Genomic DNA, 21,575 nt, shown 5'->3' on the forward strand with positions numbered 1-21,575 from the left:
GGCCAAGGCTAGATGCCCGCGTACGAAGATTCATGATGAAGGTTCGCCGTCCCGCGCCGCGCGCTCGTTCCGCTCAGGTGGCCGCCTGGTGCACCGGCCGGTACAGAGGGAGCCGCAGGACGAGACGCGCCCCCGCGGGGTGGTCGGCGGCGTAGAGCCGGCCGCCGTACGCCTGGGCGATTCCGCGCGCTATGGGCAGTCCCAGCCCCGAACCGCCGGGGTCACGGCTGCGGGCGTCTTCGAGGCGGTACAGACGCTCGAAGACGCGTTCGCGGTCGGCCCGCGGGATGCCTGGCCCGTCGTCGATGACCTCGAGGACGGCCTCGGAGGGGCGAGTGGTGACGATGATCTCGATCGTGGTGGAGGTGTGCCGTTCGGCGTTGGCCAGCAGGTTGCCCAGCAGCCGGGCCAGGCGGATCCGCGAGGCGCGCACCACCACCCCCTGGTCGAGCCGGGTGTGGATGCCGGCGGCCGGGATGCGGCGCTGGAGTTCCTCCGCGACGAGACGGCCCATGTCGACCAACTCGGTACCGGGCGGGACGCTGTCCACCCTGGCGAGGTCGAGCACGTCGGCCACGATCTCGTTGAGTCGCTCGGCGTCGCGCAGCAGGTTGCGCAGGATCTGCTGCAGGTCGATGGCGGGTTCCGAGAGGGCGACCTCCAGCTCGGTCAGGAGCCCGGTGATCGGATTGCGCAGATCGTGCGACACGTCGAAGACCAACTGCCGCTGGCGCCGGATGGCCTCCTGCAGCGTCGAGGTGATCTCGCGGTGCTGGCTTTGCGCCTGCTTGAGCTGCTCGCTGAGGATGTGCAGCTCGCGGGCGCTGGAGTAGAGATCGACATCCACGCCCTGGCGTTGTGCCAGCTTTCCGTGGGCCGCTCGCGGGGTGCGTCTCATCGCCCGGACGAAGTCGGTGACGTCCTCGATACTGAGCATGATCCATTCCACGGCGCCGCCCACGCCGAGGATCGGCGTGTTGACCGTGTTCCAGTACCGCTCCTCGAACATCCCTGGACGCCCGACCACTTCGACGTCATACCTCTGCATGGGCATGCAGTCGGGCTGGCCGGTGGCCATCGCGTGTTCCAGCGAGGCGCGCAGGACCTCCACCCCCTGCGTCTCCGGATCGTTGGGCATGTGCGGATTCGGGGGGAAAACGGTGAAGAGGTAGCGGCCGAGCACGTCCTGCAGCGTGCGTTTGGCGACCTTCAGATAGGCGTCGTTCGCCGCGACCATGACGAAGTCGGGTGTCAGTATCAACAGGGGGGCCGGGCAGGTCTTGAACACCACCTCGTAGTCGACCCATCGCCCCATCGCCCCCACACCCCTCTGCTTGGGATACGCCCCTTATGCGAGAAATGCCCAGATTAGGCGGCGACAGGCTCACGGAAAAGGCACCACCGGCAGGGGCGAATGATCGAGTGATCTGTGTACCCGCCGAATAGAGTCATCGCATGCCAGATGCGATCAAGTCCATCGCCGAGCGCAACGCCGAGGTCGTTCGTCGCTATCTTCGGATCTTCGAGACCTGCCAGATAGCCGACCTTGAGCATCTTATGGCCGAGAATGTACTCATTCATGGAGCGGGCCGGCACGTGCGGGGACGGCATCACACCGAAGGGGCGATGATGACCCCTGGCTTGTCGGACTGCCGGGTGCGCATCGACGATCTGTTCGCCGCCGGGGACCGGGTGACCGTGGCTTTCACGTTGACCTATGCGCACGACCGCACGGGCCGGGACCTGACAATGACGGGGATCAAGTCGTACCGACTTCAACACGGCAAGATTGTCGAGTTCTGGGGCGAGACCGACTTGTATGGGCTACTCCGTCAAGCGGGTCTCGTCCCCGAACCGATCCCTGCCTTCTAGGAGCGGCGCCTCGTGGCAGGGCCGATCGCGGATCGCGGCTGAGCGTCGCGGTCCAGCTTTCCGCGGGCTGACGGGCGGCGGGGCCGTAGTCAGCCTTTGGCGGGCGGATCGGCCAGGATGCCGTGAAGGAGGCCGGTGGACTGCCCGACCTCGATGAGGTAGCCGTCGGGGTCGCGCATGTAGCAGCGCAGCTCGGCCTTGCGGTCGATCGGTGGAGTGAGGAATCGGGCCCCTTTGGCGCTCCACTCCTGGTAGCAGCTGTCGATGTCGGCCACGCGGATGTTGAGGAAGCTGGTCGCGATGCCAGGGTCGGAGGGCGGATGCAGGGTGACATCGGGCTTGTCCGGAGTGGGACCGCCGCCGGGGTTCATGATGATCCACGCGTTGGCGAGTTTGACGATGCACGGGTTCTCGTCGAGTACCGTTTCGCCACCGAGTACATCGGTGTAGAAGGCCCGCGAGCGGGCCACGTCGGCCACGGTGAGGAAGTGCGTGAGCAGGATCCCGGTCTGCGGGGCCGGGAGATCTTCGTGCCGCATGCCGGCCTCCCATCTTTCGATTCCTGTTTTCGAGGGAGCGATGCGGACCCCAGGCGTGCCGCGTCGTGACGATGCCTCTGGTGGCGGCATCGACCTGGCCCGCACGCGGCCGATCTCGCTCCTCATGACAACCGCTGCTGTGGCCCTCCCCGCCACGGTGTTCTCCGAAACCGTGCGGTCCGGCTCCACTGTGGACGCGAGAACCGGCTCGACCGTCGTCAAGCCTCCGAGCATCGCTACCGGCCGATACGCCCTACTCGTGGCCTCTCCCGCACGGGAAACGGGACACGCCGCGCCGTCGCAGGCCGGGCCGGTCCGAGGACGTTTTCGGCGGCACAGGGCCTACGCGCCCGTGCTGGGAGGGAGCTGCTGGACCGCGTGGTCGAGGGTGTCGCTGAAAGTGAAAGGAGTCGGGCTGAGCGAGATCAGCCTCTTCCTGAACTCGTCGGACAACCCGGTCACGAACATCACTCCCGCCGAGGTCTCGTCGATGCGCTGCTGTGTCGTCACCAGGGCGGCGATGCCGATGGCGTCCCAGAAGGTGACGCCGGTCAGGTCCAGGACCAGCCGCGGCGCGGGATGCTCGGACAGCAGGGCCCTGACGGCGGCACCGAGCTCCTGAGCCGCCGGCTGATCGAGGCCGCCGGTCAGCGAGAGGACGACGTGGGCGTTCCTCGCGTGCCGGACCAGGCTGAACGAGGTGAAATGATCATTGACGGGCAGGGCGAAGACGACCGTGACGGCGGTCCCGGACGGGCCGGAGCTCACGCTCATCCCGTCGGACAGGTAGCGCGCGATCCACAGGCCGTGCCCATGCTCGTACGGCCACTTCGCCGCGGGCTGCGCGTCCGACCTGGGCGGTCCGCTGTCCTCGACCCGGCAGTGCAGCGCCGCGGCGTGCTTCCAGATCCTCACCCGTCCGGCCCCCGCACCGTGCAGGACGGCGTTGGTGGCCAGTTCGTGAAGGGTGATGACCAGATCACCGGCTCGGCCCTCGGGCAGCCCGGCCTGCGAGGCGTGCGCCTCCAGGGTCGCCCGCAGCGCGTACAGCGAATCGCCGTCGAACATCTGGTCCAGTACCGGCGGCGTGCCGTCAGGGATCTCCCCCCGCCGACCCGTCGTCACCGGTGGGCTGTTCAGGTCTTCGTCACCGGTCATGAACGGTCACCAGACTGACGCCGGGAACGGTGGTGGCACCGAGCAGGACGAATCTCGCGGCCACCGCGCTGTTACAGCGCAGGACGACCTTGCGGGCGGGGGCGACGCTCCGGACGGCGTCAACGATCATCCGGATGCAGGGAAGGTCGATGAACGACAGCTCGACCATGTTGACCATGATGTCACCGTCGACCCGGATGGCTTCGGCCAGTGCCAGGGCCAGCGAGTCCTCGGCCGTCCGGTCGATCTGGCCGGCCAGCCGGATGCCCGGTGGCGCGTACTGGCGGCAGATCCGCAGGAGAGGGTCGAAGTGGTAGGTGGCCGCGGCGACGGAGCGCGTGTGGAACGCGGACACCGACGCCAACGTCACGGGGTCGAACCGGTCGCGGTCGTACTGGCAGAGGACCGACGCGCTGGTACCCGACAGCGCCGCCGCGATCTCCTCCTCGAACACCGGGAGTTGCTCGATCCCGCTGATCGGCCGTAGTGCCCAGCTCATGTCGAGGGCGACCCGCAGGCCGGAGTATCCCTCCCTTTCGGTCACCGCCATCTGGGAGCGCAGCCATCCCATCGCGTGATCGACCGCGAAATTCTGGCCGGCGAGCAGTCCGTCCTGGCAGGCCGCGATCTCCATCCGTCCCGTGGCGGCTGTGGAATCCACGGCAATCCCCCGGCGGCTCAGCTCGATCAGCGCTCCCTGCGGCTCCTCGCTCAACCATACGACCCTCAGGCCGGCGGCCAGTCCGTCCCGGATGTAGGCGGCGGTGAGATCGAGCAGTTCCTCGGACTCGCCGAAGGTGAGGCAGGCGTGATCGTTGAGTCTCAAGTCCGTGATCTGCGTATCCGCATCCAACGTCACCACGCCACCGTCCCCACCGCGGCCGTGGCCGCGAGCCGCACCGTCGAACACCCAAGGATAGTGATCAGCTGGCGCCGTGAGAGTACCGATGTCGCACAGTTCCACGTGCTCTCACCTCGGCCTCCGGGCTCCCCCCGAAACGCGTGACCGCACTCGCGGGCAGACCCGCTCCTTACCCTTCAATCGGCCCGCCTCACCTGCGGGGAACCTGGGAAGGCAGGGCGTCCTTCACGGTCGCGGCGCCGGCCCCGCCTCCTCGGCGGCCGCAGGGCGTCCGCGGAACAGCCTGGCGGTCCGCAGCGCCAGCCAGAGCAACACGGCCAGCACCCCTACCAGGACGTACTCGATCGCCGGGATCCTGACGGCCTCGCCCGCCGCACCGCCGAGGTCGTCCCGCATGCCGTACACGGCCAGGACGGAGCCTGCGTAGCAGGCGGCCAGCATCCAGCGCACGGCGCGCGAGAGCCCGAGACCGTGCATCTGGGTGATGACGAAGACGCCGAGGAAGCCGAACAGGAACATCGGCCACGCCCCGTCGGGGCCTGAGGTCATGACGGCGACCAGGGTGCCGTGCACCGCGACCGTCAGCTCCAGGGTCAGCGTCCACCATCGATTCGTGTGCGCCCTGGTGAGGAAGAGGCTCCCCTGCACCAGCAGGAGGAACATGTAGAAGAAGCCGATCAGGTGTTCGGTGGTGGACTCCATCGGGTGATACCAGAAGGTGTACACCGCCGCCCAGCTGAACAGGTAGCCGTGGTAGCGGCGGGCGACGTCCACGATCTGCCCGCCGATGGGCGCGGGCCTGCCGAGGAACAACCCGCGCCGCCTGTTCTCCATCAGCAGGACGGCGACCAGCAGGATGACGACCGAACCCTGCGAGCTGAAGATCGACACGTCCTGGGCGAGGCCGTCGTAGAACAGGTGCGTCTGCAGCGTGTGCAGGGCGACGAATCCGGCGTTCACCGCCAGCGCGACGATGTTGATCGGGTGCAGGCCCTTGGCGTACCGGCGGACCCTGGTCTGCGCGTAGTAGATCATCCACCAGAACGCGAGCTGGTGACCCGCGTATCCCGCCCAGGCCGACAGCCTGGTCCACACCGTCGGCTCGGGCAGCTTCCAGTAGTACCAGGAGGCGCCCCGGTCGGGCAGGAGGATGACGCTGTGGAGCCGCTGCCCGAGGAGCCAGATCAGCCCGGTCAGGACGGCACTGGCCGCCACCCCCAGGGCGAGCGCCGCTCCCGGCCTCAACTTCTCCAAGGAAGTTTTTCCATCGTAGAATAATTCCACCATGGAAACATTATGCGACCATCTCAGAGGGCCGCAAAGCCGGGGAGCAGCGTGACGCAGGACACCGTGAGCGCCTACGAATTGATGATCCTGATGCGCAGGCTGAACGTGGAGAGCGACAGGTTCGTCGAGCGGTTCGCCACCACGCACGGACTGCACCGCACGGACCTGAACGCCCTGGTGGTCATCCTTGACGCCCTCGGCGCAGGCCGCCCGCTGACGCCGGGCGGGCTCGGTGCCGCGCTGAACCTCAGCCCTCCCGCCACGACCGCCCTGATCGACCGGCTCGAACAGGCCGGGCATGTCGAGCGGCGGCGCAGCGCGACCGACCGCCGCAAGATCGAGGTGGTCATGAACGAGCAGGCCGTCCACCTGGCCGGGCGGTTCTTCGCCCCGCTGGGCCGGCACCTCACCACGACGATCGACGCGTTCGGCCCGGAGGAGAGGCGGATCATCGGAGAATTCCTCACGCGCAGCATCGAGGCCACCGTCGCCGCCCGCGAGGAGCACCACCCGGCCGGACAAGGAGACGAGCCCGCATGACCTCGATCGTCATCACCGGCGGTGGAGGTGACTACGGCACCACCAAGCGCGCGGTCGGTCACCTGACCAGGTCGCTGGCCGCGGAGGCTCCCGAGGGGGTGACGGCGGGGCTGCTCAGCCCCGGGCACGCCCGCCAAGATCGCCTTCCGCTTCGCCGCCGCGCCGTTCACCCGCAGGGACGTCTTCACCGGCTGACCGCCGGGGCCCGCGCGGCTCCAGGTCCCGTCGCGGGCCGCCGGCCGGCTCACAGCGTGTGGACGCGGAAGACCGTGGCCAGCGGGCCCATGTGGACGGTGTCGGCGGCGGGAGTGAAGCCCGGCACCGCGGACAGGTCGTGGCGCTGCTCGAACACGCGGATCCGCGCCCTGCCCCCGGGCAGGACCAGCGTGACCGTCAACGCCCCCGGCGGAGCGTGGAAGGCGAACCCGCGCCTCTCCCCCAGGTCCCTGCCACCGACCGTGATCGGCACGGCTCCCTCCTCCACGCTGAGTCCGGTGATCGGCGCGCCCGCCGTCGGTGTCAGGCGCAGGGTCAGCGTGCGCAGGGAGCCCGAGGTCGTGTCGTCGACGACCGTCAGCCCCGGGGGCCGCATCGGGGCCGGGCGGGCCGGCCGTACCGCCCAGTGGGGCTCGCCGAAGTAGTGCGCGCTCTCGGCGCTCGGCTCCCCGTCGGCCGAGCCCCACACCGCCGTGCCCGTCGCCTCGTCCATGGCGTAGACGAGGCGTGTCTGCCGGGGGTGGGCGGCGTCGAACCGGTCCGCGGCCAGACCGCCCGCGACGAGCGCCGCGCTCGCCACCACCGCCACCGCAGGCAGCAGAGCCGCGGCCCGCCGCGACCACAGTGGCTCGGCCAGCGGGAGCAGGAGCAGCATCAGCAGGGCCAGGTTCAGTGCGGACGCCGGACCGCCGAGCCGCAGTCCGATGTCGAGAGAGCTGATCGCGCTCGCGCCGAGCAGGATCGCCGCGGGCGCGAGGCCCACGGTCAGCACCACGGGCCGCCATGCGGCGGGGACGCGCCGCGCGGCCACACCGCCCGCCGCGGCCAGGAGCGCGGACCAGGCCATCGGATGGGAGCCGCGCGGCAGGACGACCGCCGCGGCGACCCCGAGCACGGCCACCAGCAGCAGCGCGCCCGCGCCGAGCGAGGCAGGCCCGAGGCGCCGCCCGGACAGCCGCCCCGCGAGCAGCCGCCAGGCCGGCACGACAGCGGCCGTGACCGACACCAGCGCCGCCTGGTAGAGCCAGGGGCGGTACGGGTCGCCGGTGAACATCTGCGTGTACTCAGGCCGCAGGACGCCGAGCAGCGGCCACAGCGCGTACCCTGCGGCCCCGGCGGCGAGCACCGGCAGCAGCGCCAGTCCCGCGGCGGCCAGAACCCGCGGCACGGTGACGACCTCGGCATCCGGTGAGGCCACCCCCTCGGCGGCGAGCGACCCAGGGCGGACGATCCCGGAGCGCCCGCGCAGGGTCGCGACCAGCCACCCTGCCACGACCAGTCCGGCCAGCGCGACCGGCAGTTCGAGCCAGGCGGGGTAGCGCACCAGCAGGCCGGGGACGGTGAAGTGGATGGACTCCGCCCCCGGCCCGAGGGCGGCCAGGTCGGCGGAGGCCAGCGCCCTGGTGACGGCCAGCGTGTTGTCGCCCATCTGCTGGAGCGTGCCCTGATCCAGATGGGCGGGGTCGTCGAGCGGCGTGTGGTAGTGGGCGCCGCCTCCGGTGAAGGCGGCGTCGAGACCGAGCCAGCCCGCCGCGCCGAAGACGTGGAAATCGGTGTTGTTGGGCAGCAGGCCCATCAGAGCGGCGAAGCCCGAGTCGGCGGACGGGTGCGGGGCGGCCGAGCCGTACACGTCGATCAGCGGACCGTCGCCCGGGGAGGCCCTGAACGCCGTCACGGTGCCTCGGGTGCCGCGCGCCTCGTTGTTCAGGACGACGACCGTGCCCTTCGCCGCCGGGTCCTCGCGGACGAACGCCTCGGCGCCGAGCAGCCCAGGCTCCTCGCCGTCGGTGATGAGGAAGACCACGTCGTTCCTCGTCGAAGCGGGCAGCGCCCTGGCCACCTCCAGGAGCGTGGCCACGCCCGCTCCGTCGTCGGCGGCGCCGGGGCTCGCGGCCACCGAGTCGTAGTGGGCCGCCAGCACCACGCGACCTGTCGGGGCGCTGCCATGCCGTACGGCCACGATGTTGCGCACCCTGCCCACCGGGACGACGCCGTCGTAGGCGATAGGGAGCGCGCCGACGGCCTCCTGGACCCTGGTGTCGAGCCCGAGGTCGCGCAGCCGTGACACGAGGTGCTCGCGCACGCGGTCGTGCTCGGCGGAGCCGATCGGGTGCGGCGCTCTGGCGATGTCTTCGACGTGGGCGAAGGCCCGCGCCGCGCTGAAGGAGCCGGAGGGGGCGTCCTTCGGCAGCGGGGCCGGTGGTGCGAGATCGAGGAGGGTGACGGCGATGAGCGCGGCGAGCGCGAGCAACCCGAGCACTGCGTTCCGTGCCATGCGCATCACGCTAGGCCGCCATGCGGCCCCGCCTTTCGCTCCCCAGGACGACTTCCCCGTACATCGAACGGACTACCGTTCGTCGCTCGCGCGCCTGGCTGTGACCGGATCCTGCCGTACCGCCGGATGGGACCGTTGGCACGCTGGGAGTGGAACGGGCCTCGGGGACATCCCGTAAGGGTGGGGCAGGCACTACCAACGAGTGGCGTGCCAGCGGCAATGCCGCCGCTCACCCGGGTTTCTAGGGTCTTCCCCATGAACATCGCTCGACTGTTGACGTCCGGTGTTGCCGTTCGCCTCGACCGGGCAAGCGGTGCCGGCGACGTCGACCACAACCTGTCGGTGCGCAAGACCCTGCCACAGGTGGCCAAGGAGTGCGCCGCCGCCTGACGGAGGCACGTCGTTGGTCTCACCACAGGAACCGGTCCAGGAAGGGGTCCCTGGGACGATTCCAGGGATCACCCAAGTCTTGTTCGGACGGATCGCTCAGAATTGGACATCATGAACATGCGGAGAACGGCGGTGATCACGGGCCTTGCCGGGCTCGTGGCGGTGTTGTCCGGGTGCGGCACCGGAGAACCGCTGCATGAGGCCGCCGTATCGTACGACGTCACCGACAAGGTGGCGGCGCTGCACGTCGCAGCCGACTCAGGGACCGTCGAGGTGGTCCAGTCGGACCGTCGCGGCATCCGCGTGACGGAGCGGCTGAGCTGGCGTAAGAACAAGCCGGAGACCAGGCACGAGGCGCAGGGTGACACGCTGCGGCTGAGGTTCACCTGTCCCGCCACGTGGGGGTGGGGCGCCATCGGCATGTCCTGCGACGTGAGCTACCGGGTGGAGGTGCCCGAGGGACTCCGTGTCAGGGTGGGCTCCGACTCGGGGGCCCTGACGCTGAAGAACCTGTCCGGCGACGTGGAAGCCGTCACCGACTCCGGGGCGATCGAGGCCACCGGGCTGACGGGCAGGCGCGTTGTCACGGAAACCGGCTCGGGTGCCATGGACCTGGCCTTCGCCGCGCGACCCGACCACGTCACGACCACCACGGATTCAGGTAGGACCGTGATCCACGTGCCACAGGGGCCGTACAACATCGTGGCCAGGACGGACTCCGGCAACAAGGACATCAAGGCCGCGAGCGCACCATCGGCCCAGCGTACGATCGAGGTGTCCAGCGACTCCGGGGACCTGATCCTTGAGCAACTGGCTGCCGGCCCGTCGCGTTAGCGAGCAGGCCCGGAGCCCGGATCCGCCAGGCTTCGTGGAGGGGAGGCGGCCGGGCGGGTGGTCAGTCGTCGGCTCGCGTGCCCAGGTCGACGAAATACGGTCTCATCGACGGGTAGTAGTCGTCGAAGTCCGGCCGCGGTGAGCCGTCGCGCGAGGCCACGAGCATGTCGAGGTAGTACTCCCAGCCGGGGCCGACCTCGCCGATCCCGTCCTCGGTTTCGAGGTGGTGCACCAGCCGCAGCTCCGTCGAGCCGTTCAACTCGGACAGCAGCAGCTCCATCCGCCAGGTGCCGGACTCGTCGCTCGTCGACAGGGCCAGCCGGCGCGGCGGGTCGCACGCGTCGATGAGCACGTCGGTCCAGGGCGCCTGCTCCTCGAAGACCAGCTGCACCTTGATGGTGCGGCCCGGCGCGGCGTCGCCCTCCCACGGGCCGAACCAGCGGGCGGTGCGTTCGGACTCGGTGACGCTGGCCCACACGTCCTCGGCGGGCGCGCGGAACGTCCGCGTGATGACGAGGTCGCTTCCGTCGCCGGTGCGGAACAGGCGACCGGTGGGTCTGGGATTCATGCCGTGTTCTCCTCTTCTCGCTCCGCCAGGTCCCGCGTACGGCGTTCGCGGCGGGTCCGGTAGACCTCTGTCTCCAGTGCGTCGAGTCGGTGCTCCAGACCCGAGGGCCGGACGAACTGGCCGAGCCATTCGACGAGTTCGGTGAACGGGCCGGCGTCGAGCACGTAGAACCGCCGCCTGCCGACGAGTTCGTCGCGAACCAGACCGCTCTCCCTGAGTACGCGCAGGTGGCGGCTCACGGCGGGCCTGCTGATCATGAAGCGGTCGGCGATCTCTCCGGCAGAGAGCCGCGAGTCCCGCAGCATCGTCAGGATGGTCCGCCGCACGGGGTCCGCGATCGCACCGGCTACCTCGTCCACACGGAAAGCGTAACCTACAGGTTACGCTTTCCGTAAGGGGAGACCGGACGTGCCCTGTATGCCGTCGGCGACGTGCGGGACGGCGGAGCATAACCTGGGGCTGTCGGCTCGATCCCGGTGATCCACCGGTCGAAGCCGGCTCGGGGTGATGAATGTGGTGACATCGACCAGCTCGAGACGGCGAGAGGTGCCGCGGCTGCCCATCGAGGTGACCAGTTTCGTGGGGCGGCGCCACGAGGTCGCCGAGGTCAGGCGCCTGCTCACGACAGGCAGGGTCGTGACCCTCACCGGTGTGGGCGGGGTCGGCAAGACCCGCCTGGCCCTGCGGGTGGCCGCCGACGTGCGCAGGGCCTTCCCCGACGGCGTGTGGCTGGTGGAGCTCGCCGGGCTCGAGAACCCCGACCTGCTCGTCCGATCCCTGATCGACGCCCTGGAGATCGGGGATCGCTCCTCGCGGCCGGCGATCGAGGTGCTCGTCGACCACCTGCGCGACAAGCAGGCGCTGGTGGTCCTGGACAACTGCGAGCACCTCGTGGACGACTGCGCCGTGCTGGCCCAGACCCTGGTTCGTTCCGCTTCCGAGCTGCGGATCCTCGCCACCAGCCGGCAGGTGCTCGGATTCACCGGCGAGCGGACGCTGGCCGTACCTCCGCTGTCCCTGCCGGATGCGGGCATGGCGCGGCCTTCGGCCGGCGCGTCCGGCGAAGCGGTGCGGCTGTTCGCCGAGCGGGCAGGGGACGTGCTGCCCGGCTTCGCCGTCACCGACGCCAACCGGGAGGCGGTGGAGCGGATCTGCCTCCACCTGGACGGCATCCCGCTCGGGATCGAGCTCGCGGCGGTGCGGCTGCGAGCGCTGTCGGTCGAGCAACTGCTGGCCAGGCTGGACAACCGGTTTCAGCTGCTCGCCACGAGGTCGCAGGCCGTGGTGCCCCGCCAGCAGACGCTGCGAGGGCTGATCGACTGGAGCTACGGCCTGTGCACCGAGCAGGAGCGGCTGCTCTGGGCGCGCGCCTCGGTGTTCGCCTGCGGCCTGGACCTGGAGGCGGCCGAGGAGGTCTGCTCGGGGGACGGCATCGACCGCGACGAGATCATGGACCTGGTGAGCGGGCTGGTGGACAAGTCCGTCCTGGCTCGCGATGATCATTTGTCGTCCCTGCCTGCGGCGCGGTACCGGCTGCTGGAGACGATCAGGCAGTACGGCCGCGAGCAGCTCGCCGCGTCAGGGCAGGAGCCGGAGCTGCGTCGCCGGCACCGCGACTACTTCCGCGAGAAGGCGACGCAGCTGCGGGCGCACGTCTTCGGCCCCGGCCAGGCGGAGTGGTTCGGCAGGCTACGGCCCGAGCATGCCAACCTGCGCCTGGCCCTCGAGTACTGCTTCGCCGTACCGGACGAGGTCGAAACGGGCCTGGGCATGGCCACCGACCTGTTCCACTACTGGATCACCGGCACCTACCTGGGCGAGGGGTGCCACTGGATCAACCAGGGGCTGGCCGCGGTCACCGGACCGAGCGAGCTGCGGGCCAGGGCCCTGTGGGCGAACAGCTGGCTCAGGATCATCCAGACCGACATCCGCGCCGCCGGGGAGATGCTGCGCGAGGCGCGGGCGCTCGGTGAACGGCTCGGGCACGAGCCCGCCCTGGCCTATGTCGCGCTCTGCTCAGGGATGATCGCGATGTATCGCGGTAATACCGAGTCTGCCGTCGCGCTCTACGAGCAGGCGATGGCCCGCCATCGCGGCACCGGCGATCCGATGGGCCTGGCGCTGGCCCTGGTCTGGCTCTGCCTGGCCTGCTCCTTGCTGGGCGACTCGCCGCGTGCCATCGCCGCCGGCGAGGACTGCTTGGCCGTGTGCGACGCTCACGGCGAAAGGTGGGTGAGGACGTACGCGCTGATGGCACTCGCCGTCGAGACCTGGCGGCAGGGCGACGGCCGGCGCGCGGCAGCGCTGGCGAAGGAGAGCCTGCGCTTCCAGCACTCGATCGACGATCTGCTGGGAGTGCGGTTCAACCTGGAGGTGCTGATCTGGATAGCCGCAGGTGAGGGTCGATTCCAGCGGGCGGCGGAGCTGCTCGGCGTCCTTCAGACCATCAGGCGGAGGATCGACGTGATGCCGCTCGAATACGTGCATGTCCTTCGCCACTATGACGAATCCGAGTCGCGTACCCGCGAGGCGCTCGGCGGGGCGGCCTTCGGCGCGGCCGTCAGGCGAGGCGCCGGGCTCTCCTACGAGGAGGCGCTCGACTACGTCCTCGCCGAGGACGCCGTCGCGGGCCGGCCGCCCGCGCAGGACGCGCCGCCGTCGCCGCTGACCCCCCGCGAGATGGAGATCGCCCGGCTCATCGCGCAGGGAATGAGCAACAAGGAGATCGCGGCCTCGCTGGTGATAGCCCAGCGAACCGCCGAGGGCCACGTCGAGCACATCCTGACGAAGCTCGGTTTCAACTCGCGCACCCAGATCGCCGTCTGGATCGGTGAGCTGGACAGGCCACCCGACGAGGAGCACCCTTCCGGCGGGTGAGACCCGCGCCGGGCCTCACCGCTCGTCGGCCCCGTCCCGACCCCACCAGCCCCGCCGGGCGGCCAGCAGTCCTGCCTGGAACCGGGTGCGCGCGCCGAGCCTGTCCGTCAGCTCGCTGACCCGCCGGTGCACCGTTCGAAGACTCACCCCGAGCCGGCGGACCACGGCCTCGTCCTTGAGCCCTGCCGCGAGCACTGTGAACAGCTCCGGATCCGGCTGATCCGCCGCTCCCGTGGCTGGAACCTCGAACGAGTCGGCCGGCAGCGGCAGCGCCGACCGCCACAGGACCTCGAACAGGCTGACCAGGGCGTCGAGCAGGGTGGAGGGGTGGACGACGACCGCGCTGTCGGCCTGGTCCGACGCGTCGGTGCTCAGCGGCAGGATCGCACGCCTCCGATCGGCCCCCCGTCGTGGACCAGGACGGCGGGATCACGCTCACCAACGGGCCGCCGCCGGCCGTCCACCCGACGGACCCCGGCGTCCTCCACTTCGAGTTCGGAACCGGCTGGTCGGGCATCGGAACCGACATCTACCGGTACGACTCCAGGCGGGACCTGGTCACCAAGACCCACAACTCGTATGACCGGGTCACCGCCTTCGCCTTCAACCCCGCCGAGCCCGGGGTGATGTACCTGGGCACGGCCGAGGAGCTGTAGCTCGGACCACGATTCGACGGCCCTCCGGGAGCTCCCGGAGGGCCTTTCCGCGCCCGTCACGCGCCGGCGAGCTCCCAGCCGGCGGCAGAGCCGCGACATTGTCGCATTCGTTCCCTGGTGAGAAGATTGACAGACGATGCCCACGGACATAGCTGTCATTCTGAGTGATCAGCCGGGTGAGCTGGCTCGACTAGGAGAGGTCACCGGCGAGTCCGGCGTGAACATCAGGGGCCTCGCGGCGTTCACGGGCGAGGGCAGGGGCATCGTCCACCTGCTCGTCGACGACGAGGCCGCCGACAGGTGCAGGGAGGCTCTCCAGCGTGCGGGGATGGGGGTCGCGGACGAGCGCCCCGTGCTGGTCGTGGACATCGCCGATCGGCCTGGGACGCTCGGCGAGCTGGCCAGACAGCTCGCGGAGGCGAACGTCAACATCGACCTCGCCTACACCACCTTCGGCGGCGTGAAGATCGTGATCGCCACCGACGATCTGGAGAACGCGCGCTCGGCGCTCGAATGGCCGGCGGACCAGCGCACCACCGTGCGCGGGGCGGGCGGTACACCCAGCATCTGGGACCAGCCCGAATGACCTGACGCCGCGAGCGCCTCCTGGGTTCGCGGCGGCCTCGAGGGCCTCAGCCCCCCTGATCCACGACGGCCACGCCGCCGCGGCCCTGGGCCGCTCCGCGCGGATGGCCGGCCAGAGCGTCCCTGTCGCGCAATGCCTGCAACTCGCCGCGGGACAGGACCGTGGTCAGCAGGTCAGGACCGGTTCCTGCCTGGGTCAGCCGCGTGCCGTCCGGGTGCCAGACCCCGCTGCCGCCGCACGATTCCCAGCCAGGCCCCGTCCCGGCATGGTTGGCGACCACCGCGTACATGCGATGGTCCATGGCCCTGGCCGCGAAATGGATGTCCATGCGCCGCGCCTCCTCCCGGGTGTACAGCGCCGAGCCCGCGTACACCTCCGCGCCATCACGGGCCGCGTCCTCCGCGTGGCCCGGCATCCCCGCGTCGAGGCACAACGCCAGCGCGACACGCCAGCCGTCGACGTCGAGGAGCGGACCCCTACCGGCGGGCTGGAACAGGTCTCGCTCGACGCCGTGAAGGTTCCGCTTGCCGTGGACGTGGATCCCTCCGCCGGGACGCATCACCAGCGAGGCGATCCAGGCCGTGCCGTCGGGCCGGCGGTACGCGGCGCCCACCACGGCCGTCAGCTCGCGCTCCTGGACGGCCTGACGGACGACGTCGAGCCTCGGGTCGTTCTCGGTCACCCAGGACGACGGGTCGGCGAAGAGAGCCAGGTCATAGCCCACCAGTGACAGCTGGGGGAACATCAGCAGCCGCGCCCCGAGATCGGCGGCGCCGTGGACCAGAGCGGCCGCCGAAGCGGCGTTCGTGCTCACGTCACCCGGCTCGGCCGAGGTCTGGGCGACCGCCACGATCAACGACTCCGTTGGCATACCCGGCATCGTAGCGCTCGTAATCTTGTAAGCACGCGTCGCCCCGAGCCCTCGACCCGCCAGGCTGGTTGAGCAGGAGATATCCGACTTTGTCACTGCTGTGCTCTAGTGTCCCGGGCAGTTGATCAAGCCCTGCACATCTGGAGAGCGTGGACATGACCTACCTGGAGCTGTCTGAGGACGGCGGCGGATCGCACAAGTTCTACGAGGTGACCGTGTCCGGCGCACAGGTGACGATCACTTACGGGCGCATCGGCGAGAGCGGCCAGACCAAGGTCACCGCCTTCCCCGACGAGGCGAAGGCGCGGGCCGCCGCCGCCAAGAAGATCGGCGAGAAGGTCCGCAAGGGCTACGCGCCCGCCCAGCGGGGCGTCCGTCAGCGAAGGGCGGTCACCCGCAGGGCGATCACGAGCACCCGCTCCACCGCCCATCAGGCACCCGTGCTGTGGCGCTTCGACAGCGGCGCGGCGGCTTTCGGGATCTTCGTGGACGAGGAGCGCTGCTGGGTCGGCAACCAGCGCGGTGACGTCTACACCGTCTCCCACGCAGGCACCGTGACCAGCCGCTACCGCCTGCCCGACGGCGTCAAGTGCATCGTCGCCGACGACTTCTGGATCTACGCCGGCTGCGACGACGGCAGGGTGTACGACCTGAGCGGGAAGGTCCCGCGGGCCGCCTACGAGATCGCCGCCGACGTGGACATCTACTGGCTCGACATCCACGACGGCGTCCTCGGCGTGTCCGACAGGGCAGGGCGGATCACCACGATCGACTACGAGGACGAGTTCCAGTGGGCGCGTTCCGGCCAGGGCGATTCCGCCTGGATGGTCAGGTGCGACGAGAAGGCCGTCTACCACGGGCACTCCCGCGGCGTCGCCCGCTACGACGCCGAGGACGGAGCGCCCGTCTGGCAGACCGCACTCGCCGAGCAGGTGCTGTTCGGGTGGCAGGAGGAGAAGGCCGTCTACGCCGGAACGTCCCGCGGCGCGGTGCACCGCCTGGCCAAGAGCGACGGGCGGGTCGAGGCCGTCTACCGGTGCGACGGGGCCGTCTACTCGTGCGCCACCTCGCCGGGCGGCCGCCACGTCTTCGCGGGCGACAACCACTCCTCGGTGTACTGCTTCGACGCCTCCGGCGAGCGGCTGTGGAAGCTCGCCACCGGCTGTGGCTCGGCCTTCTCGATGCAGTACCTCGACGAGCGCCTCTACATCGTCACCACCGACGGCTCGCTGGCCTGCATCGACGCGAGCGAGGCGGCGATCGCGGCCGCCAGGGCGGGCACCGTGCCGCAGCCCGTGGACGTGAAGGCGGCGGCGTCCCTCGCCGTGGTCGAGCCGTCGGCCGTGGTCGAGACGACCACGCTCGCCGGGGACGGCGTGGTCGTGGAGTGCGTGCGCGAAGGTGAGCGGCTGCGCGTGCGCGTGGTCAGCCCCGGCTACGAGGCGTGGAACGTCCAGTTCCCCAAGGACGTCCGCGAGGCAGGCGCCCGCTACCTCGTCGACGGTGTCCGCTCCGCCGGGCGCGGCGGCTTCTACCGGGCCTACGGCGAGATCCGCCGCCTGCTCTGACGCGGCACCGCCCGCCTCACCCCGACCGGCGCCCTGCCCGCGCGAGCGACAGCCGGATCCCGCCGAGCGGTTCCGCGCGTGGCCGATCAGGGGTGCGGGAGGAGAGGGAAGCGGAGTGATCCTTTCAGCCGCGTTTGTGGATGATGCGGTCGTGGACCACCGTGTAGGTGTTGCGCAGAGCCGCCATCGACTCGTCGTAGGAGGCCTGGGCCACCCCCGTGAACAGGCAGTCGACGACCATGAGCTGGGCGATGCGGCTGCCGAGCGCGCCCGACCTGAACTCGGTCTCCCGCGCCGCCGTCGTGAGCGTGACATCGGCCGTGCCCGCCAGCGGGGAGTCCCTGAAGTTGGTGATGGCGATGGTGGCGGCGCCGGACTTGCGGGCGATCGCCAGGAACTCGACCGTGTCCACGGTCGCGCCCGTGTGCGAGACGGCGACGGCCACACAGGTGGCGTTGAGTGTGGCGGCAGAGGTCCAGGCCGAGTGGGAGTCGTGCCAGTTGATGGCCGTCCTGCCGATGCGCGACAGCTTCTGCTGGAGGTCCAGGCCGACGAGGGCGCTCGCGCCCACCCCGAAGGTGTCGATGCGCCGGGCCGCCAGCACCAGCGCGACGGCCCTGCCGAGCGCGGCCATGTCCAGCGCGCGTGCGGTGTCGGCGATGGAGAGCGTCTCGTTCATCGCCACCTTGGACACGATCCCTTCCAGCGAGTCGTGGCGGTCGATGTCGCCCGACACCTCGGGCAGGTTCGACGTGGCGAGCTCCTCCCTCGCGACCTCCCTGGTCAGGTCGATGGTGAAGTCCTTGAAGTGCAGGTAGCCCATCCGCTTGTAGAAGCGCACCACCGAGGTGGTCGAGGTCTCGCAGCGGGCGGCCAGCTCGGCGATGGACAGGTTGGCGGCGCCCGCGGGATCGCCGACGACCAGCTCCGCGATGCGCCTCTCCGTGGGTCGCAGCGTGGGCACGGCCGCTCGTATGCGGATGAGCAACTTGCCGTCAGCCATCTTCACCAAACCCTCTTGAGGAATTCTTGTACACGGCTGGTAAGGTCTCGGTAATTTTATGACCTACTGTCCGAGGAGGCCACATGCCCCGTGGCGCGTTCTCCGCAATCGGCGCCGCCGCAGCGCTGTCCATCGCTCTCACCAGTTGCTCGTCATCCCCCGGGCCCGCGACCAGTACCGGCGCGGCGGGCGCCGCGGGCGGAAATCTCGTCATCGGCGTCACCACGGACCCGGACACCCTCTTTCCCTGGAAGGCCACCCAGTTCCAGGCCGTCAACGTGCTGACCAACATCTACGGCACGCTGACGGAGTTCGACAAGGACCTCAACGTGGTGCCGGGCCTGGCCGAGTCGTGGAAGCCCTCCGAGGACGGCAAGACCCTCACGCTCACCCTCCGGAAGGGTGTGACCTTCGGCGACGGCAGCGCCTTCGACTCCAAGGACGTCAAGACCTCCCTCGAAAAGATCATGGCCGAGGCCACCGCGGCCGTCGCGAGGGCATCGCTGTCCTCGGTGAAGTCGGTGGAGGCTCCCGACGCGCACACCGTGGTGCTGAACCTGACCACCCCCGACGCCGCCCTGCCCGCCAACCTGGCCACGGTCAACATGGCGATGCTCTCCTCCGACGACACCGAGGAGAAGCTCAACACGACCCCCAACGGCACCGGGCCCTTCACGATGAAGAAGCGCGTGGCGAGCCAGTCGATCACGCTGGCCAGGAACGACAAGTACTGGGGCGGTGAGAAGCCGAAGCTCGGCGGTGTGGAGTTCAGGGTGATCCCCGACGAGTCGTCCATCGTCTCGGCGATGCAGTCGGGCAACGTCCAGCTCGCGGTCTTCAACGACCCGCTCGTCGCGCAGACCGCTCAGGGCGGCGCGATCACCATCACCAAGACCCCGCAGCTCAGCTACCACGCCCTCCAGCTCAACGCGACGCACGGCGACCTGAAGGACCTCAACGTCCGCCTGGCGATCCAGTGCGCGGTGGACCGCAAGCAGGTGCTCGACACCGCCGCGCTCGGCGAGGGCGAGGTGACGGGCCCGATCACCTCGCCGGTGTTCAAGTCGGACCCGCAGCAGCGCCCCTGCCCCACTCGTGACGTGGCCAAGGCGGCGGACTACCTCGGCAAGGCAGGCAAGGCGTCGGGGGTGACCATCAAGACGATCGTCTCCCAGGGTGAGTACGCCACCTCCGTCAACGAGGCGCAGAACCTCAAGGCACAGCTCGCCGAGGCCAAGATCAACCTGGACCTCGAGGTGCTGGAGTCGGGCGCGTTCGTGGACAAGTGGGTCGCGGGCGACTTCGACGCGGCCGTCGCGCTGAACGGCGGGCGTCCCGACCCTGACGGGATGTACGGCCGCTACTTCACCAGCACGGGCAACCTGAACAAGGTCGCGGGCTACAGCTCCCCCGAGCTCGACAAGCTGTTCGCCGAGGGCAAGGCCACGACCGACCAGGCCGAGCGGAAGGCGATCTACGCCAAGGTGTCGGCCGAACTGGAGAACAACGCCGCGTGGATCTGGCTGTTCACCAGCTACACCTACACCGGCACCACGGCGCAGGTGAAGGGCTTCGTGCCCATGGCCAACGGCTCTCTGCAGTACCTGCGTACGACGACGCTCTCCTAGCCATGCTCAGAGCACTCGTGCGCCACCGAGTCGTCTGGCGCGTGGCGGGCATGCTGGGCACCCTCTTCGGGGTGGCCGTGGTCGTGTTCGTCATGCTCCGGGCGATTCCCGGCGACCAGATCACGGCAGGCCTGGGCACCGAGGCCGCCGCGCTCACCCCGTCGCAGCGGGAGGCGCTGGAACGGTACTACGGCCTGGACCAGTCGCTGTTCACCCAGTTCTTCTCCTGGCTCGGCAACATGTTCAGCGGGAACCTCGGCTACTCGGCCCGCTCGCAGCAGAGCGTGCTCGACCTGACGCTGCACTCGCTGCCCGTCACGTTCGAGCTGGCGGTGTTCTCGATCGTGCTGGCCCTGCTGATCGGCGTCCCGCTCGGCATGCTCGCCGCGTCCAGGACGAACTCCCCGAGGGACGCGCTCGGGCAGGTGGTGAGCCTCGGCGGGCTGTCGATCCCGGCCTTCCTGCTGGCCACGACGCTGCTGTCGGTGATGGCGGCCTCGTTCGGCTTCAACCCGAACGGGCAGGGTTTCGCGGGCCTGCTCGATGACCCGCTGCTCAACCTCCAGCAGATGTTCCTGCCCGCGCTCGTACTGGGCTTCGGCATCGCGGCGCCGATCCTGCGCACCACCCGGACGGCCGTGCTGGAGGTGCGCTCGAACGACTTCGTCCGCACCGCCCGCGCCAAGGGCGTGCCGCCGAGACGCCTTCAGGTCAGGCACGTGCTCGGCAACGCGCTCGTGCCGATCGTGACGATGACGGGCCTGCAGTTCGGCTACCTGCTGGGCGGGGCCGTGGTGGTCGAGCAGATCTTCTCCGTTCCCGGCATCGGCAGGCAGGTGCTGCTGGGCATCCAGCAGAAGGAGTACGCGGTCGTGCAGAGCACGGTGCTGGTCATCGCGCTGGCTTTCGTGATCGTCAACCTCGTGACCGACCTGCTCTACCGGATCATCGACCCGCGGGTGCGAGCCTCATGAACGCCTTGCGCAAGAGCCCCGGCGGCCTGGCAGGCAGCGCGCTGCTCGCGCTGCTCGCGGTCGTCGCGCTGCTGTCGTACTTCGGCCTGTTGCCGCACGACCCGATCGCGCAGAATCCGCCGTCGCGCTTCCTGTCGCCTTCCGGCGCCCACCTGTTCGGGACGGACCAGTTCGGCAGGGACGTCTTCTCCAGGGTGGCGGCGGGGGTGGGCAACTCGGCGCTCATCGCGGTCGTCGCCGTCGCCTTCTCCACCGTGGTGGGCACGCTCGGCGGGCTGGTGGCGGGCTTCTACCGGGGTTTCGCCGACGGGGCCGTCGGCGGGGTGACGAACGTGCTGTTCGCCTTCCCCCCGCTGCTGCTCGCGCTGTCGCTCGCCTCGGTGCTCGACCGCAACTGGTTCACGATCGCAGTGGCGATCGCGATCGTCTACGTGCCCATCTTCATCCGGGTCACCCGCGGGCCCGTGCTCTCCCTCAGAGAGATCGAATACGTGAAGGCGGCCGTCTCCACCGGCCAGAGCCGATGGATGATCATGCTGCGGCACGTGCTGCCCAACATCACCTCGATCATCGTCATCCAGGTGGCACTGTCGCTGTCGTGGGCGGTGCTCACCGAGGCGTCGCTGAGCTTCCTCGGCCTGGGCACGCCGCCGCCCGCCCCCTCGCTCGGATCGATGATCTTCGAGGCGCGCAGCCTGGTCTTCGTTGCCCCCTGGACGCTGATCGCGCCGGGCGCGGTCGTCGTCCTGCTGGTGGTGGGCCTGAACCTGCTCGGCGACGGCCTTCGTGACACCCTCGACCCGCGCAACAGGGGCAAGCGGTGAACCTCTCAGAACCGACGTCGGAACGGCGGCCGCGGGCCGCGCAAGGA

General features: G+C 69.8%; 22 protein-coding genes. 11 read left to right on the forward strand and 11 right to left on the reverse strand.

Annotation, left to right across the window (positions count from 1 at the left end):
- Positions 1-73 precede the first annotated feature (73 nt).
- On the reverse strand, positions 74-1,315 hold the full coding sequence (locus tag ACFSKW_RS35930; RefSeq protein ID WP_379577541.1) for an ATP-binding protein: 1,242 nt from the start codon (positions 1,313-1,315) through the stop codon (positions 74-76).
- A gap of 140 nt (positions 1,316-1,455) precedes the next feature.
- Here ACFSKW_RS35930 and ACFSKW_RS35935 point away from each other — a divergent pair, with 140 nt between their 5' ends.
- Positions 1,456-1,872, forward strand: a complete 417-nt coding sequence (locus ACFSKW_RS35935) for an ester cyclase (protein ID WP_379577543.1) — start codon at positions 1,456-1,458, stop codon at positions 1,870-1,872.
- A gap of 89 nt (positions 1,873-1,961) precedes the next feature.
- On the opposite strand, the gene ACFSKW_RS35940 is transcribed toward ACFSKW_RS35935, so the two are convergent.
- The 4 genes from ACFSKW_RS35940 to ACFSKW_RS35955 form a co-directional block, all read right to left on the reverse strand.
- Positions 1,962-2,411: a VOC family protein gene (locus ACFSKW_RS35940; RefSeq protein WP_379577545.1), complete on the reverse strand. Its 450-nt coding sequence runs from the start codon at positions 2,409-2,411 to the stop codon at positions 1,962-1,964.
- A gap of 342 nt (positions 2,412-2,753) precedes the next feature.
- Positions 2,754-3,569 carry an ATP-binding protein gene (locus tag ACFSKW_RS35945; RefSeq protein WP_379577547.1) on the reverse strand — a complete coding sequence of 272 codons (816 nt, stop codon included), beginning with the start codon at positions 3,567-3,569 and terminating at the stop codon, positions 2,754-2,756.
- Positions 3,559-4,395 carry an MEDS domain-containing protein gene (locus tag ACFSKW_RS35950; protein ID WP_379577548.1) on the reverse strand — a complete coding sequence of 279 codons (837 nt, stop codon included), beginning with the start codon at positions 4,393-4,395 and terminating at the stop codon, positions 3,559-3,561. Before ACFSKW_RS35950 ends, ACFSKW_RS35945 begins: the two co-directional genes overlap by 11 nt.
- A 261-nt stretch (positions 4,396-4,656) precedes the next feature.
- The gene (locus tag ACFSKW_RS35955) at positions 4,657-5,685 is read right to left on the reverse strand and encodes a hypothetical protein (protein WP_379577550.1); all 1,029 of its coding nucleotides are present in this window, start codon (positions 5,683-5,685) and stop codon (positions 4,657-4,659) included.
- An 81-nt stretch (positions 5,686-5,766) separates the two neighbouring features.
- Here ACFSKW_RS35955 and ACFSKW_RS35960 point away from each other — a divergent pair, with 81 nt between their 5' ends.
- Positions 5,767-6,258 (forward strand): MarR family winged helix-turn-helix transcriptional regulator, encoded by a 492-nt coding sequence (locus ACFSKW_RS35960; RefSeq protein ID WP_379577552.1) that lies wholly within the window; start codon positions 5,767-5,769, stop codon positions 6,256-6,258.
- A gap of 244 nt (positions 6,259-6,502) precedes the next feature.
- On the opposite strand, the gene ACFSKW_RS35965 is transcribed toward ACFSKW_RS35960, so the two are convergent.
- Entirely contained in the window at positions 6,503-8,749 is a 2,247-nt protein-coding gene (locus tag ACFSKW_RS35965; protein WP_379577554.1) for a M20/M25/M40 family metallo-hydrolase, read from the reverse strand.
- Positions 8,750-9,004: 255 nt separating this feature from the next.
- Here ACFSKW_RS35965 and ACFSKW_RS35970 point away from each other — a divergent pair, with 255 nt between their 5' ends.
- Both ACFSKW_RS35970 and ACFSKW_RS35975 read left to right on the forward strand, forming a co-directional pair.
- Positions 9,005-9,139: a hypothetical protein gene (locus ACFSKW_RS35970; RefSeq protein ID WP_379577556.1), complete on the forward strand. Its 135-nt coding sequence runs from the start codon at positions 9,005-9,007 to the stop codon at positions 9,137-9,139.
- Positions 9,140-9,250: 111 nt separating this feature from the next.
- Positions 9,251-9,973 (forward strand): DUF4097 family beta strand repeat-containing protein, encoded by a 723-nt coding sequence (locus ACFSKW_RS35975; protein WP_379577558.1) that lies wholly within the window; start codon positions 9,251-9,253, stop codon positions 9,971-9,973.
- A 61-nt stretch (positions 9,974-10,034) separates the two neighbouring features.
- Here the strand turns inward: ACFSKW_RS35975 and ACFSKW_RS35980 are convergent, their stop codons facing one another.
- Positions 10,035-10,541 carry an SRPBCC family protein gene (locus ACFSKW_RS35980; RefSeq protein WP_379577560.1) on the reverse strand — a complete coding sequence of 169 codons (507 nt, stop codon included), beginning with the start codon at positions 10,539-10,541 and terminating at the stop codon, positions 10,035-10,037.
- Positions 10,538-10,900: a metalloregulator ArsR/SmtB family transcription factor gene (locus ACFSKW_RS35985; protein WP_379577562.1), complete on the reverse strand. Its 363-nt coding sequence runs from the start codon at positions 10,898-10,900 to the stop codon at positions 10,538-10,540. The genes ACFSKW_RS35980 and ACFSKW_RS35985 overlap by 4 nt, the downstream gene beginning before the upstream one ends.
- Before the next feature lie 148 nt (positions 10,901-11,048).
- Between ACFSKW_RS35985 and ACFSKW_RS35990 the strand changes: the two genes are divergently transcribed.
- A complete protein-coding gene (locus tag ACFSKW_RS35990) occupies positions 11,049-13,418 on the forward strand; it encodes an ATP-binding protein (RefSeq protein ID WP_379577564.1) in 2,370 nt (789 codons plus the stop codon).
- 15 nt (positions 13,419-13,433) lie between these two features.
- Here the strand turns inward: ACFSKW_RS35990 and ACFSKW_RS35995 are convergent, their stop codons facing one another.
- Positions 13,434-13,613, reverse strand: a complete 180-nt coding sequence (locus ACFSKW_RS35995; RefSeq protein ID WP_379577566.1) for a helix-turn-helix domain-containing protein — start codon at positions 13,611-13,613, stop codon at positions 13,434-13,436.
- 215 nt (positions 13,614-13,828) lie between these two features.
- Here ACFSKW_RS35995 and ACFSKW_RS36000 point away from each other — a divergent pair, with 215 nt between their 5' ends.
- Positions 13,829-14,074 (forward strand): hypothetical protein, encoded by a 246-nt coding sequence (locus ACFSKW_RS36000; RefSeq protein WP_379577567.1) that lies wholly within the window; start codon positions 13,829-13,831, stop codon positions 14,072-14,074.
- Between the two features lie 217 nt (positions 14,075-14,291).
- Positions 14,292-14,660: a hypothetical protein gene (locus tag ACFSKW_RS36005; RefSeq protein ID WP_379577569.1), complete on the forward strand. Its 369-nt coding sequence runs from the start codon at positions 14,292-14,294 to the stop codon at positions 14,658-14,660.
- A gap of 46 nt (positions 14,661-14,706) precedes the next feature.
- Here ACFSKW_RS36005 and ACFSKW_RS36010 read toward each other — a convergent pair whose 3' ends face one another.
- Positions 14,707-15,531 (reverse strand): carbon-nitrogen hydrolase family protein, encoded by an 825-nt coding sequence (locus ACFSKW_RS36010; protein ID WP_379577571.1) that lies wholly within the window; start codon positions 15,529-15,531, stop codon positions 14,707-14,709.
- A gap of 155 nt (positions 15,532-15,686) precedes the next feature.
- Between ACFSKW_RS36010 and ACFSKW_RS36015 the strand changes: the two genes are divergently transcribed.
- The gene (locus ACFSKW_RS36015; RefSeq protein ID WP_379577573.1) at positions 15,687-17,099 is read left to right on the forward strand and encodes a WGR domain-containing protein; all 1,413 of its coding nucleotides are present in this window, start codon (positions 15,687-15,689) and stop codon (positions 17,097-17,099) included.
- Positions 17,100-17,223: 124 nt separating this feature from the next.
- Here the strand turns inward: ACFSKW_RS36015 and ACFSKW_RS36020 are convergent, their stop codons facing one another.
- A complete protein-coding gene (locus ACFSKW_RS36020; protein ID WP_379577575.1) occupies positions 17,224-18,102 on the reverse strand; it encodes a MurR/RpiR family transcriptional regulator in 879 nt (292 codons plus the stop codon).
- Positions 18,103-18,185: 83 nt separating this feature from the next.
- Here ACFSKW_RS36020 and ACFSKW_RS36025 point away from each other — a divergent pair, with 83 nt between their 5' ends.
- The 3 genes from ACFSKW_RS36025 to ACFSKW_RS36035 are packed head-to-tail and all read left to right on the forward strand — an operon-like array spanning position 18,186 to position 21,528.
- The gene (locus ACFSKW_RS36025; RefSeq protein WP_379577577.1) at positions 18,186-19,730 is read left to right on the forward strand and encodes an ABC transporter substrate-binding protein; all 1,545 of its coding nucleotides are present in this window, start codon (positions 18,186-18,188) and stop codon (positions 19,728-19,730) included.
- Between the two features lie 2 nt (positions 19,731-19,732).
- Positions 19,733-20,704, forward strand: coding sequence for an ABC transporter permease (locus ACFSKW_RS36030; RefSeq protein ID WP_379577579.1), 972 nt, complete (start codon positions 19,733-19,735; stop codon positions 20,702-20,704).
- Positions 20,701-21,528 (forward strand): ABC transporter permease, encoded by an 828-nt coding sequence (locus ACFSKW_RS36035; RefSeq protein ID WP_379577581.1) that lies wholly within the window; start codon positions 20,701-20,703, stop codon positions 21,526-21,528. Before ACFSKW_RS36030 ends, ACFSKW_RS36035 begins: the two co-directional genes overlap by 4 nt.
- The last annotated feature ends 47 nt before the right edge of the window (positions 21,529-21,575 follow it).

Origin of the sequence: Nonomuraea mangrovi, assembly GCF_042681425.1 — a bacterium.
Classification (GTDB): Bacteria; Actinomycetota; Actinomycetes; order Streptosporangiales; family Streptosporangiaceae; genus Nonomuraea; species Nonomuraea mangrovi.

Coding starts and splice junctions, on each gene's coding strand:
- ACFSKW_RS35980 (WP_379577560.1), bottom strand. CDS start 10,541: ATGAATCCCAGACCCACCGGTCGCCTGTTCCGCACCGGCGACGGAAGC.
- ACFSKW_RS36025 (WP_379577577.1), top strand. CDS start 18,186: ATGCCCCGTGGCGCGTTCTCCGCAATCGGCGCCGCCGCAGCGCTGTCC.
- ACFSKW_RS36035 (WP_379577581.1), top strand. CDS start 20,701: ATGAACGCCTTGCGCAAGAGCCCCGGCGGCCTGGCAGGCAGCGCGCTG.
- ACFSKW_RS36010 (WP_379577571.1), bottom strand. CDS start 15,531: ATGCCAACGGAGTCGTTGATCGTGGCGGTCGCCCAGACCTCGGCCGAG.
- ACFSKW_RS35975 (WP_379577558.1), top strand. CDS start 9,251: ATGAACATGCGGAGAACGGCGGTGATCACGGGCCTTGCCGGGCTCGTG.
- ACFSKW_RS35990 (WP_379577564.1), top strand. CDS start 11,049: ATGAATGTGGTGACATCGACCAGCTCGAGACGGCGAGAGGTGCCGCGG.
- ACFSKW_RS35945 (WP_379577547.1), bottom strand. CDS start 3,569: ATGACCGGTGACGAAGACCTGAACAGCCCACCGGTGACGACGGGTCGG.
- ACFSKW_RS35970 (WP_379577556.1), top strand. CDS start 9,005: ATGAACATCGCTCGACTGTTGACGTCCGGTGTTGCCGTTCGCCTCGAC.
- ACFSKW_RS36015 (WP_379577573.1), top strand. CDS start 15,687: ATGACCTACCTGGAGCTGTCTGAGGACGGCGGCGGATCGCACAAGTTC.
- ACFSKW_RS36030 (WP_379577579.1), top strand. CDS start 19,733: ATGCTCAGAGCACTCGTGCGCCACCGAGTCGTCTGGCGCGTGGCGGGC.
- ACFSKW_RS35930 (WP_379577541.1), bottom strand. CDS start 1,315: ATGGGGCGATGGGTCGACTACGAGGTGGTGTTCAAGACCTGCCCGGCC.
- ACFSKW_RS35935 (WP_379577543.1), top strand. CDS start 1,456: ATGCCAGATGCGATCAAGTCCATCGCCGAGCGCAACGCCGAGGTCGTT.
- ACFSKW_RS35965 (WP_379577554.1), bottom strand. CDS start 8,749: ATGGCACGGAACGCAGTGCTCGGGTTGCTCGCGCTCGCCGCGCTCATC.
- ACFSKW_RS36020 (WP_379577575.1), bottom strand. CDS start 18,102: ATGGCTGACGGCAAGTTGCTCATCCGCATACGAGCGGCCGTGCCCACG.
- ACFSKW_RS35940 (WP_379577545.1), bottom strand. CDS start 2,411: ATGCGGCACGAAGATCTCCCGGCCCCGCAGACCGGGATCCTGCTCACG.